This window comes from Haladaptatus sp. CMAA 1909 (genome assembly GCF_043952005.1).
Classification (GTDB): Archaea; Halobacteriota; Halobacteria; order Halobacteriales; family Haladaptataceae; genus Haladaptatus.
The window spans coordinates 1142602-1154078 of sequence record NZ_JBIOAV010000001.1; the positions used below are offsets into that span (position 1 = coordinate 1142602).

The 11477-nt window shown below is 62.4% G+C and carries 12 protein-coding genes; 8 read left to right on the forward strand and 4 right to left on the reverse strand.

The window, feature by feature from the left end; genetic code table 11:
• Positions 1-33 precede the first annotated feature (33 nt).
• Together ACGYLY_RS06365 and ACGYLY_RS06370 are read left to right on the forward strand one after the other, a co-directional pair.
• Positions 34-444: a hypothetical protein gene (locus tag ACGYLY_RS06365; RefSeq protein ID WP_395282448.1), complete on the forward strand. Its 411-nt coding sequence runs from the start codon at positions 34-36 to the stop codon at positions 442-444.
• A 30-nt stretch (positions 445-474) separates the two neighbouring features.
• On the forward strand, positions 475-1545 hold the full coding sequence (locus ACGYLY_RS06370) for a hypothetical protein (RefSeq protein ID WP_395282447.1): 1071 nt from the start codon (positions 475-477) through the stop codon (positions 1543-1545).
• On the opposite strand, the gene ACGYLY_RS06375 is transcribed toward ACGYLY_RS06370, so the two are convergent.
• From ACGYLY_RS06375 to ACGYLY_RS06385, 3 genes are all read right to left on the reverse strand, one after another.
• Entirely contained in the window at positions 1542-1988 is a 447-nt protein-coding gene (locus tag ACGYLY_RS06375) for a hypothetical protein (protein ID WP_395282446.1), read from the reverse strand. The two genes, ACGYLY_RS06370 and ACGYLY_RS06375, sit on opposite strands and share 4 nt — an antisense overlap.
• Positions 1989-2037: 49 nt before the next feature.
• A complete protein-coding gene (locus ACGYLY_RS06380; RefSeq protein ID WP_395282445.1) occupies positions 2038-4356 on the reverse strand; it encodes a DEAD/DEAH box helicase in 2319 nt (772 codons plus the stop codon).
• 69 nt (positions 4357-4425) lie between these two features.
• Positions 4426-4803 carry a hypothetical protein gene (locus ACGYLY_RS06385; RefSeq protein ID WP_395282444.1) on the reverse strand — a complete coding sequence of 126 codons (378 nt, stop codon included), beginning with the start codon at positions 4801-4803 and terminating at the stop codon, positions 4426-4428.
• Positions 4804-5057: 254 nt separating this feature from the next.
• On the opposite strand from ACGYLY_RS06385, the gene ACGYLY_RS06390 reads away from it, so the two are divergent.
• Together ACGYLY_RS06390 and ACGYLY_RS06395 are read left to right on the forward strand one after the other, a co-directional pair.
• Positions 5058-6008, forward strand: a complete 951-nt coding sequence (locus tag ACGYLY_RS06390; protein ID WP_395282443.1) for a HalOD1 output domain-containing protein — start codon at positions 5058-5060, stop codon at positions 6006-6008.
• An 84-nt stretch (positions 6009-6092) separates the two neighbouring features.
• Entirely contained in the window at positions 6093-8165 is a 2073-nt protein-coding gene (locus ACGYLY_RS06395) for a hypothetical protein (protein WP_395282442.1), read from the forward strand.
• 10 nt (positions 8166-8175) lie between these two features.
• Here ACGYLY_RS06395 and ACGYLY_RS06400 read toward each other — a convergent pair whose 3' ends face one another.
• Positions 8176-8310: a hypothetical protein gene (locus tag ACGYLY_RS06400; RefSeq protein WP_395282441.1), complete on the reverse strand. Its 135-nt coding sequence runs from the start codon at positions 8308-8310 to the stop codon at positions 8176-8178.
• Between the two features lie 436 nt (positions 8311-8746).
• Here ACGYLY_RS06400 and dps point away from each other — a divergent pair, with 436 nt between their 5' ends.
• The 4 genes from dps (at position 8747) to ACGYLY_RS06420 (ending at position 11471) form a co-directional block, all read left to right on the forward strand.
• Positions 8747-9373, forward strand: a complete 627-nt coding sequence (gene dps / locus ACGYLY_RS06405) for a DNA protection during starvation protein (RefSeq protein ID WP_231183466.1) — start codon at positions 8747-8749, stop codon at positions 9371-9373.
• A gap of 47 nt (positions 9374-9420) precedes the next feature.
• Positions 9421-9783: a 2Fe-2S iron-sulfur cluster-binding protein gene (locus ACGYLY_RS06410; RefSeq protein ID WP_231183467.1), complete on the forward strand. Its 363-nt coding sequence runs from the start codon at positions 9421-9423 to the stop codon at positions 9781-9783.
• 60 nt (positions 9784-9843) lie between these two features.
• Positions 9844-10278 carry a DUF393 domain-containing protein gene (locus ACGYLY_RS06415; protein WP_395282440.1) on the forward strand — a complete coding sequence of 145 codons (435 nt, stop codon included), beginning with the start codon at positions 9844-9846 and terminating at the stop codon, positions 10276-10278.
• Positions 10279-10340: 62 nt separating this feature from the next.
• Positions 10341-11471 carry a pyridoxal phosphate-dependent aminotransferase gene (locus tag ACGYLY_RS06420; RefSeq protein WP_395282439.1) on the forward strand — a complete coding sequence of 377 codons (1131 nt, stop codon included), beginning with the start codon at positions 10341-10343 and terminating at the stop codon, positions 11469-11471.
• Positions 11472-11477 lie beyond the last annotated feature (6 nt).

The following is an 11477-nucleotide window of genomic DNA, read 5'->3' on the forward strand; positions in this document are numbered from 1 at the left end:
CACGCATTTCTTTCGGTCCGCTGAACGTCGGGTATGAACCCGAGACGACGGCTCGGCAGAAATCTGCTCTCGGAGTCACGGGCGTACGGCTACACGCTTTCGATTTGGGGGGGTGGCGGGCTTCTGATGACCCGGTTTGGTACCCCCTCCGCGGCGGAGGTGTTCGCCTACGTCGGCGGTGCAATCGTCGCGTTCGCGCTCCTCGCGCTCTTCACGTTCGGCGAATTCATGGTCGAACCAGACATGACGAGGGAGATACGGGCGACGTCGTTCGTTCACGTCGTCGCGACCCTCGGAAACCTTTTCGTCAGCTACCTCCTGACGTTCGTGCTTCACGGACTCGTCGCGTTCCTCGTCGTGGGAGCACAGACCACGTTCACCTACAACGTCCTCCTCCTGCCCGAGGAGTACGTGGCCCACCTGATGAGTGAGTCTGTCCGGTAGTTTAACTATCGGGACGAACGATGATTTCACATGGCATGGTACGCCGTTGACGCGTTGGGGGACGCCATCGAGGGGACGCGGGAGTTCCTCTTTCCGTTCGATGTGAAAACGTGGCTCCGACTCGCCGTCGTGGTGTTCTTCCTCGGGGGGTTTGGTACGGCGTCTCCGTTCCAAGGCGGCACGCAGTTCTCGACCGGTTCGGACCAACCGGTTCCGTCACCGCCGAGTAACGTCTCGATTCCCGTCGATATCCTGACGCTGGTGGCCGTCCTCATCGTCATCGCCGTCTCTATAGCGATACTCTTCCTCCTCGTCGGGTCGGTGATGGAGTTCGTCTTCATCGAGTCGCTTCGGACGCGGGAGGTTCACGTCAGGAGATATGCAGGGGAGTATTTCGGGCAGGGACTTCGCCTGTTCGCGTTTCGACTGGTTCTCTTTCTCGTCGTCTTTCTGCCGGTCCTCGGCTTCGTCCTGTTCGCCCTTTCGGCGTTCTCGTCCGGACCGCCGACCATCGCCTTCGGAACGCTGCTGGTGTTCCTTCCCGTCTTCGCCGTCCTCGTCTTTTTCGTCGCGCTCGTCGATGGATTGACGACGAATTTCGTCGTTCCCGTGATGGTCGCTCGCGAACACAGCGAATCGACGGGGTGGCAGGACTCGCGGCTTCAGGAGCGCGGCGTGGTGGCCGGATGGCGGGCCTTCTGGCCGACGCTCCGTCGCGAGTGGAAACAGTTCGGTATCTACCTCGTCCTCAAGTTCTTCCTCGCCATCGCGGTGGGATTTCTCGTCTCCATCGCGGCGGGCATCCTCGCGGTTCTCCTGTTGATTCCGTTCGCCGTCATCGGCCTCCTCGTGGTCGTCGCGTTCGGCGGATTATCCGCCGTCGGGACGACGCTCGCGAACCCGCTGGCGCTGGCTCTGTTCGGTCTGCTCGTCCTCGCGTACGTCGTCTGCCTCCTCGTGACGCTCGCCGTCGTCCGCGTACCGATTCGGACGTATCTCGGTTACTTCTCGCTGTTCGTGCTGGGAGACACGGAGGACAAGTTCGACCTCATCCCGGCGCTTCGGGAGAAAATCCGCGACGGTGACTCGACTCGGCCTTAGAGTTTCGCGTCGAGTTGTCGACCCACGGCGTCGTCGCCGACCGGTCCGCAGTCCCGAGCGAGGTGAACGAGCGGGGCGTTTTCCATCCGTAGCCACGCGCCGTCACGGTCGCTGGTGACGGTGACGGAGCGTTGGGTTCGCGGGAGACCGTTCGCTCGAACGCCGTCGGTTCGCTCGCGGACGCCGACCATCTGGAGGTGTTCGCTCGCGAGTTCGGTGACGACGAACCGGTGCGTCGGTAGATCGGGGTCGTGTTCGCGGAGGGCGTTTCGGTACTCGCGCGCGAGGTCGGCGGCGCGCATCGCGTCGTCGTGGGATTCGAAGCGCGTGCCGGTTATCGGCGTCGGACATTCGCCGGATTCGGCGGCGACGACGGAGAAGGGTCCGGACTCGACTGCCAACTCTTCGATTTCGCGTCGGGTTCGGCGAAGGATGTCGTCCATGTTTAGGCTAACCTAATTTAGGTTTAGGATAGCCTAAAAGCGTTGCGACTCAGTCCGTAAGGTCGGCGAGGAGGTGTTCGGCGAGGCGTTTGTCGAGCGGGTCGTTCGCGTTACCACACTGAGGCGACTGTACGCAGGAGGGACACCCCGACTCGCAGTCGCAGGCGCGAAGCATCTCCCGCGTGTTCACCATGAGCGATTCGACGGTTTCGTACCCGTTGCGCGTCAGGCCGACGCCGCCGGGATATCCGTCGTAGATAAAAATCGTGCTCGTACCCGTGTGCGGATGCAGCGGCGTGGAGAGGCCGCCGATGTCGCCGCGATCACAGAGGAGTTCGAGCGGGAAGAGCGAAATCATCCCGTGTTCGGCGGCGTGAATCGCGCCGTTGAAATCGCCGTCCATCGCCCGCAATTCGCGCTCCAGATCGTCGGGAATCGTGAAGTAGAGCGCCTTGGTCCGAAGGGTGAGTTCCGGAAGGGAGAGCGATTCCTGTCCGAGCGTCTCGCCGCGTTTCGCGTCCCGGCGTTCGAACCCGGTGATTCGCTTTCGCATGGTCACGTCGGCGAAGCGGATGAGACAGTCCCCGCGATTCGAGAGCGCCTTTTCGGACAAATCCTCCTCGACGGTGATCTCCTTGTCGGTCAGCGTCTTCGTGTGATAGTCGGCCCACGTCGGGGAGAGTTCGGCCACGTCCCGCGACAGGTCGAGGTCGACCACCTCGTAGGACTGACCCTGCTGGTGGTATATCGCGCCGGGATGGGCGTCGTTCAGCGCGTCGCTGAACGGGAGGGAAGCGATGACGTCGCCGCGCGACCTGTCGAGGAGGTCGATTTCGCGGTCGTCGATGGTTCGAAGGCTCATCTCGTGCTGGGGACTGCCGTCGCCGTCGTACACCCAACGGACCCCGCCGCTCGTTTGCCGTCGTTCGAGTTCTTCCCGTGCTTCGAGTTCGGCGACGAGTCCGGGGAACGTCGACCCGAAATACGTCTCGTCCTCCGGGGAAAGCCACGTCTCGCGCGCGGCGGAGGTGACGTGCGATGGCAGTAACTCCTCGTTTTCCGGGTTGACGACCGCCCGCTCGGGGTCGCCCGAGAAGAACTCGTCCGGGTTCGCCATCAGGTACTGGTCCAACTGGTCCTCGCCTGCGACGAGCGCGACGAGGCTGGGGTCCGTGCCGCGTCCCGCCCGCCCGGCCTGTTGGAACGCCGCCATGCGCGTGCCGGGATAACCGTCGAGCAGGACGGCGTCGAGGCCGCCGATATCGACGCCAAGTTCCAGCGCGTTCGTGCTCCACGCGCCCTGAACAGTTCCGGAGTGCAAGCCTTCTTCCAGTTCCCGGCGGCGGTCGTTGCGCAGGGCCGCCTGATACGCCGCGATATCGTCGGCGAGCGAACGCTCGCCGCGCCGCCTGAGTTCGTCCGCGCTCTCCATCGCGTACCGTTCGGCGGCCTGCCGGGCGCGGGTGAAGGCCAACGTCTGGTAGTCGTTTCCCACGAGGTCGGCGAAGAGTCGCTTCGTCTCGCCGTGGTTCGACTTCCGGCGTTTCGCACCGCCGTAGCGGTCGTCCTCGTACTCCGGCGGGTTCCAGAGGAGCCAGTGGGTCGGGCCGGTGCGACTGGTGTCCTCGTCCACGAGGGCGAAGGACGATTCCGGCTGACCCGTCACGGCGCTCGCGTGTTCGACGGGGTTGCCGATGGTCGCGGAACAGCAGACGAACTGCGGGGCGGAATCGAATCGGTCGCAGATTCGCGCGAGTCTGCGGAGGACGAGCGCGACGTGGCTGCCGAAGACGCCGCGATACTCGTGCACTTCGTCGATGACGACCGTCTCCAACCCCTTGAAAAACCAGTCCCAGAGGCGGTGGGCGTACGGGAGCAGGGCGTAGTGGAGCATGTCGGGCGTCGTGAGGACGACGGTCGGCCGTCGGTCACGGACGGCCCGCTTTTCGTTCTTGTCGAGTCGCCCGGTGTACTGGGCCACCGAGACGCGGCTGCCGAACCCCAAGTCGCGGGCGAGTTCGGAGAGCGTCTCCTCCTGGTCGTTGATGAGGGCGTTCTGCGGCGCGACGTAGAGGGTCCGACCGCCGTGGTCCATGGCGCGTTCGAACGCCGGAATCGTGTACGCGAGGCTCTTCCCGCTCGCGGTCCGCGTGGCGACGACGGCGTTCTCGCCGCCGCGAATCGCTTCGACGGTTTCGGCTTGGTGCCGGTAGAGTCGCTCGATGCCGCGCCCTTCGAGGGCCGATACCAGCCGCGATTCGAGCGAGAGGTCGCGAAACTCGCCGTCGTTCCCCGCAACCGTCTCGTGACGGGCGATTTGGCCCTCGTAGTACGGTCGCCCGCGAAGCCAGTCGATGGTGTCCTGCACTGTGCGGGGGTTGGGTTCGGGTGACCTAACCGGTTTCGTCCGTGGCAGGTGTCGGGAAAATCACGGGAACTACCCCTCGTCGGAGTGCAATACCGACGGAATCGGTTCCACGACGTCCTCCCCGTACGACCACGAGATGATTCCGTAGTCGGCCAGTCGCGGCAGGTGTTCCTGTTCGAGTCGAAAGCGTAACCGCTCCTGTTCGGACTGCGTTACGTTCGTCACGGGCGTTTCGTTACATCGGCTCGCCACGTCCGCCGCCACCCGCGAGATCGGCGTCTCGGTTTCCTGCTCGCTGAGGTATAGGACGAGGTGTCGTCGTTGTTCGTCCTTGAGCAGTTCGTAGACCCAATCCGACGTTGCGGTGAGTGACTCGGCTCCGACCGTATCCAAGAACCGCAGCAACTCCATGAGTTTCCCCTCCCCGCGGGTCGACCTATCACCCATACCCGTTCTAGTGCAGTGACGAGCATGAATCACCCGATGGTGGCGATATGTCTCGACAGTTGCCCGTCCTCCCCCGTCACCAGTCGGCGAAGGCCGCCCTGTGGAGGATGACGATATAGTCACGAACGGTCATTTGAGCCGATATCACCGCGAAATTCGAGTTATCATCGGGTGGTGTTTCGATACCGTTATTTGATATAACGCAAAACCGGTACGAGGGCTTTTTGCCGTGCGGATACTACCGCTACGAGACTATGGGCACGACGCAGGATGGTTCTACCTTGCCGTTCATGTGCGGCGTAGAGGAACCGACGCGGTTGCAGTACGACTGGGGGAGCGAGGAACCGTTAGGTACGTACATCGTCCAGCGGATGGCCGAGCGTGCGCAGGTTGACTCCACCGGCGTCCCGGAATCGCTGTACGGGTGCATCGACCCCGATGCGCTGGAGGACTTGTTCCGACCGCTCGTCGACGGAACCCCCCGACGGAACGGTGAAGTAACGTTCACGTTCGCGGGCCACTACGTTACCGCGAACAGCGACGGAACGATAGAAATCGAGTCCGAACTTGGGCGATTGAAGCGAACCGGCGGAAATCTACTGCTCACCGGCGACGTTCCGGCGGACGTTTTCGAGGAGTTGAGCGTGCAGTTCTTGGGAGAACCGAACTACGGAAGAACGCATCTGTTCGCGCTTTACGGACGCGATACGGGCGTGGCCCGGACGCGACTCGACCGGGCGAACGCGAACCTCGACAACGCACGGGTCCTCTCCCACGAGGCGGCGGTGCGGTCTGCGACGGACGTGCGAACGGGGAATCGACCGACCCGACCGTCCGTATCGTCGGTCGTGGGGTCGCTCGACGACTTCCAAACCGAGATTCTGGACGAGATATTCGAACTCCAGTATCAGCGAAAGGGGTTCGAACCGGGGCAGCTACGGTTCTGTTTAGATTCGTTACAGTTCCTTTCGGACGAGGAAGGAGCGGACGCCGTGGAGGAGTTCGTTCGAAACGTTACCGAAACCGTCGAGGAGGTGGCCGGACTGGGCCAGTACGTCTTCCCGGGGGCATACGAATCCGCTTCGGTCCAAGCCGTCGAACCGCTGTTCGACGTAACTATCGAGCTGAAAATCGACGAGGACGGGCCGACGCAGCGATGGCACCTTCACGACACGGAATACACGACTACGTGGTTTCCGCTCTGACGATTTCCGCGCTCGGTTTTCGACCGACCAATCTCATCGCGGCGGTTACGGAACGCCCTCGACGAGCCAGCCCACAGAATTGAAATGAAGCCGATATTTCGCCCCAGTTCCGAGTTCGACGGGATTACCGTCGTCGACCCGATTCACCGACGGCAGTTCCCGATTCGAACGTCGGACGCAGTCGACCCGCGTCCGTCCGATGTCGACCAGTTTTACTTTCCGGTCGACAACGCGACCGAATTCACGACGGACACCCTCGTACTCCCCTACGTCGTCATCACGCACGTCCGCACCGTGGACGGGACGTTCCTGACGAAGGCCGAGGATTTTTCGTACGAACAGTTCCCCCAGGGGGAGTATCTCCTCGAACTGAACGCGCCCATTCGGATTTACCTGCGCGTTAGCGGTGCGTTGACCCTCGCTTCGTCGGCCGAACACATGGCGTTCGAGTTCGATACGGAAACGCGGGTTCGTATGGGGGCGCGCTCCTATCACGAACAGCCAGCAGCGACGGTGACGACGACGTCGTCGCCACGCGACGTGATGGCCGCCGTCTCGACGTTCGGGTCGGCACTGAAGACGGTGAGCTGTGAGCGGTCGCTTCCGTCGCTCAGGGGCCATCCTCCTCGAATCGAACTCGGGGACGAACTGCACGTTCCCGCCGAAATCGCGCCACCGGAAACGGGCGTTCGAATCGAGCTTCCGCCGGAACTCCCGATGATATACTCGGCCAGTACCCTCGCGTACTATCTCGGTGGGACCCTGGTTCCGGGCGACGACCCGAGGCTGGTGACTGACCGCGGGTTCGTCCACCCTCTCGACCACCCCGAACGCGGATATGAGGGCGAAATCGAACGAATACTTCGCCAATCGTTGCTGTTCGACTGTGTAACGCGAACTGAAGGGCTCTATCAGATACCGCTCCACGAGCGGCGCGCGATCGAACCCCTCCTCGACATCCCGCTCGACGAGTTGTACGAACTGGACCTCGCAGAGCAGGTCGAAACGTATCTCGACGTGCCGTTCGACGCCGTTCGGGAACACGTCCCGACGTGGCTGTTGTCGACGACGGTCACGGACGATATCACCAACGTCGGGGCGATTCCGTATCTGGCGAACAACCTCTCGCTCGTCACGACGCCGAGGGAGCACAACCGTCACGAACCAGTGCCGGAAACTCCCGATCCGATCGACAGTTTTCTTCGTGGTGCGGAGGTGCGACGGGGTGAACAACGGGCGGAATCCGACCCGTACGTCGCGCCGACCGTGACGGATTCGCTGGAACACGCGTGGCTCGGTCGGGGGATGCCCATCGGCGCGAACAAACTGATCGAACGCGCGTTCGAGAACAGGTTGGAGCGCTCCTCCTCGACTGAGGGTATCGACATCACGGTGGTGTGTAACGAACCGGAGATGAGTCCGGAGTACGACGCGGGTGACGCGCTCTACGGGAAGCGGGATGAACTCGCGTTCGACATCGACGTTCATCGGAACCTCTCGGTGGACGAACTCGCGTCGGTCCTCACTACGCCCACCGATTTCCTTCACTACATCGGTCACATCGAGGATGGGCATTTCATCTGTCGGGACGGGAAACTCGACGTCGAATCCATCGACGACGTCGCGGTCGATACCTTCCTATTGAACGGGTGTCGGTCGTACGAACAGGGAATCGCGCTCGTCGACTCCGGAAGTATCGGCGGCGTCGTCACCTACAGCGAAATCACGAACAAGAGCGCGATAGAGATCGGACGGACCATCGCTCATCTCCTGAACCGAGGGTTCTCGCTTCGATCCGCGCTCACCGTCGTTCGGGAGCAACAGATGGTCGGCAATCAGTACATCACCGTCGGCGATGGCAGCATAGAAATCGCCCAAAGCGAAAGCGGAACCCCGTTCGTCTGTCATCTGGGGCGGGCGGGTGACGGGCGCTACGAGTTGGGGATAACGACGTACCCGACCATCGAATCCGGGATGGGTGCCCTGTTCACCCCGTTCATCAGCGATATCGAGACGTACTTCCTGAGCGGTGGAGAAGTGAACACGTTCTCGGTGGACGAGGAGACGCTGGTCCGGTTCCTCCGCCTCGAACGGATTCCGGTAATCGTCGATGGCGAACTCTCGTGGTCGACCGAAGTAAATCCGGAACTGCTGTAAAAAACGTCGGTTATCGAATCGTTCCGCCCGCCGCCGCCGCTACGTTACCCGTCTGGGTGAGCAGCAGGCAGATGGCGAACAGCACGCCGATCATTCGTGGGTTCTCTTCGAGGTACGTCGACAACGTGTCATTACTTTCGGACATCGCATCCGTTCCGTGGTACCCGGTAGAGATAGCTTTTTCTAAATGATAATTAGAGGAAATAAATTGGAATTTCTCTTTTCCTCCCAAGAGAAAGCAGACGGTATGGAGACGTTGCCTCCAAAGTGGTCCCAGAACGGGTGGGTTATTCGCGTCAACGTGTCGTTCCCGTGAAAGTACGTCGTTCAATGTAGGCTATCCCCTTGAGTAATCACCGGTTACGAGCCCGTATGCTATCGTCTACCGTTCGACTCGAACGCGTTCAACGCGAGCAATTCGCTGTTCCACACCGCGCTACCGCTCGGAAACGTCCGAGGAGGGATAGCCAGCCAAAACACCTATCACACAACGGATTTTTTGGTACTTGAAAACATCGGCCGAAACAACGAAGAAAATTTTAAGGAAACGAAAATCATGTGCCATAAAGAGGTCAGAAACTATGTCAGACGACAAAAAACACGGCTCTGGAAACGTTTCACCGGGGGACACAAGCCAACGAGTGGGGATGGAAGCCGTCCGGCGACGTGGTGGAGAACCCGAGGAAATAAAGGAGACGCTCATCGACGCCATCGGCGCGGAGTTCACGACGTACTACTACTACACGAATCTCCGCTGCTGGTTGGCGGGCGAGGAGGACTACAAGGAGATAACGGAGGACGCCCGTCTCGAAGACCGCGCGCACTTCGAACTCGTGATGCCGCGCGTCTACGAACTCGGCGGACAGCTCCCTAACGACATCCGGGCCTTCGCCGACCGTGCGTCCTGCCCGGACGCCGAACTGCCCGAGGACCCGACGCCGGAGAACATCCTCGAAACGCTCCTCGAAGCGGAACGCTGTGCCATCCGAACGTGGGCCGAAGTGTGCGACATGACCCGCGACTGTGACCCGCGAACCTACGACCTGGCGTCGCGCATCTACAACGAGGAAGTGGACCACGAGGCGTGGTTCATCGAACTCCTCTCGCGCGAACGCGACGACGAAGCCAACCCGGCGGGCCACTTCGTCCGGGGCGAACCCGGCGACGCGCCGTACTCCAAGAACCACGACTTCAACGAATCCGCGTAACAGATTCCGGCCAACAGTCTCATTTCTTCGTGGTCATTACGACGCCCGTGAGTCCCCACACCGTCGAGATAGAGGTCCCCGAAGAGTGCGACATCGAACAGGCGGGCGAGACGGTCGAGATGGACGTTCCCGAGGACGAGTACCTCCTCGCCGCCGCGCGGGACCGCGGAGTATGGCTCCCCGCCGACTGCCAGCAGGGGTGGTGTACGACCTGCGCCGCCGAACTCCTCTCCGGCGATGTCGACCAGTCGGATTCGCGGCGCTACTACGAGGAGGACAGGGAAGCGGACATGATTCTTCCCTGCACTGCGAAACCCCGTTCGGACGTCACGTTCGAGGCCTGTCAGTACGAGGAGATGCTGGACCTCCGAGCCGAACACGACCAGCCGCCCGGACGTTCGAAGCGATAGACGGACGTTTCCGCACTCTGTGAGAACACTTTTCCGCGAAAATCGCGTACGAAGAATCGTATGAGCGAGTATCACGCGGTCCTCGTCTTCGACGGCGACTGCCCGTTTTGCTCGGCCGCCGCGTCCGCCCTTCGCCGGGTACGCGGCGTGGGCGCGATTCCGTGGGGTAACGACGCCGCCCAGTCGTTCCTCGACGCGCAGTTCGACGGGACGCCGTTCGCGTTGGTGTTCGCCGAGCGCGAGGAAGGACGGGTGTACGTCGGGCGGGACGCGGCCCGCGAACTCTGTGAGCGGGCCGGGATGCCGACGTTGGTCGGCGATATCGTCGGCGACAACTACGAACCCATCGCGGACGCCGTTCGAACGGTCACGGGGGTCGCCGGGGACCCGGACCCGTACCACGGCGTCTATCCGATGGCCGAAGCGGCCCGCGAGCGGTTCGATTCGCTCGCCGCGGACGCGGGGTCGATGCCGCTCGCGATATCGAAGGACTGAGCCGTCCGACGCGCTTTGCACCCTTCCCGAACGTTAAAAGCCTCGTTCTCGTACCCTCCGTCATGTTCTCAACTATCGACTATCTCGATTGGATCACCGGACGGCCCGACGCCGCAACTCACGACCTCGGGTCGAGCGACCTTCGCCGGGCGGTGCCGGAACCGGACGGTATCGTCCCGCCGGACCTCGGCGACCTGCCGTCCCCGCCGGACGACCTCGACCTCGAAACCATCATCGCCGACGCGTACGACGTGGGGACGGAGAACGTCCTCGTCACTGCCGGAGCGACGCACGCAAACTTCGTCGCGATGGCCACCGCGATCGGCGCGGCGGAATCCAACGGCGAGGACGATGAGGACGACGGGAACGGAACTCCCCGCGTATTGGTAGAAAAGCCCGGCTACGAACCGCTGGTTTCGACGCCCGACGGACTCGGTGCCACGGTGGACCGATTCCGACGACTGGAAGAAACGGGCTACGAACTGGACCCGACACGAATCGAGGGGGCGCTGAGCGACGAAACGTGCTGCGTGGTCGTGACGAACCGCCACAACCCGAGCGGGAGCAGAGCGAGTCGTGAGACGCTCGCGGAGGTCAGTCGTACCGTTGCCGACAACGACGCGAGCCTCCTCGTGGACGAGGTGTACGCGCCCTTCTGTACCGATGACGAAGCCAGCGTGTTCGGCGGTCCGACCGCCGTGAACCTCCCCAACACCGTCATCACCAACTCCGTGACCAAGTTCCTCGGGTTCGGTCCGGTTCGGGTGGGATGGCTGGTCGCCGACGCGGAGTTCGTCTCACGCGCGCAGTCGGTCATGTTTCACGTCCCGGCGGTTTCGGGTCCCGCAATGGCGCTGACCCGCCGTGCGCTGTACGACGAGTCGGACCTCGCCGACGGGTCGCGCGACCGAATCGAGGCGAACCGGGACCTGCTCGCGGCGTTCGTCGCCGAACGCGACGACCTCTCGGGGTCGGTCGCCCCGGGATGTACATACGGCTTTTTCACCCACGAGTCGGCCGACGGCGACGAGATTTCGGAGGCCGCGTGGGAGGAGGGAATCCTCGTCGTTCCGGGTCGATTCTTCGACGACGACGAGCGATTTCGACTAAGTCTGGGCCTCGATACCGAGACGGTTCGGGAGGGACTGGACGAGTTCGGAACTGTCCTCGATTCGGTATCTGCCAAGAGTTAAGGCCCG

What these genes read in the sequence shown, in the direction of transcription:
- ACGYLY_RS06365 (WP_395282448.1), top strand. Translation starts at nt 34, where the DNA reads ATGAACCCGAGACGACGGCTCGGCAGAAATCTGCTCTCGGAGTCACGG.
- ACGYLY_RS06370 (WP_395282447.1), top strand. Translation starts at nt 475, where the DNA reads ATGGCATGGTACGCCGTTGACGCGTTGGGGGACGCCATCGAGGGGACG.
- ACGYLY_RS06375 (WP_395282446.1), bottom strand. Translation starts at nt 1,988, where the DNA reads ATGGACGACATCCTTCGCCGAACCCGACGCGAAATCGAAGAGTTGGCA.
- ACGYLY_RS06385 (WP_395282444.1), bottom strand. Translation starts at nt 4,803, where the DNA reads ATGGGTGATAGGTCGACCCGCGGGGAGGGGAAACTCATGGAGTTGCTG.
- ACGYLY_RS06390 (WP_395282443.1), top strand. Translation starts at nt 5,058, where the DNA reads ATGGGCACGACGCAGGATGGTTCTACCTTGCCGTTCATGTGCGGCGTA.
- ACGYLY_RS06395 (WP_395282442.1), top strand. Translation starts at nt 6,093, where the DNA reads ATGAAGCCGATATTTCGCCCCAGTTCCGAGTTCGACGGGATTACCGTC.
- ACGYLY_RS06400 (WP_395282441.1), bottom strand. Translation starts at nt 8,310, where the DNA reads ATGTCCGAAAGTAATGACACGTTGTCGACGTACCTCGAAGAGAACCCA.
- dps (WP_231183466.1), top strand. Translation starts at nt 8,747, where the DNA reads ATGTCAGACGACAAAAAACACGGCTCTGGAAACGTTTCACCGGGGGAC.
- ACGYLY_RS06415 (WP_395282440.1), top strand. Translation starts at nt 9,844, where the DNA reads ATGAGCGAGTATCACGCGGTCCTCGTCTTCGACGGCGACTGCCCGTTT.
- ACGYLY_RS06420 (WP_395282439.1), top strand. Translation starts at nt 10,341, where the DNA reads ATGTTCTCAACTATCGACTATCTCGATTGGATCACCGGACGGCCCGAC.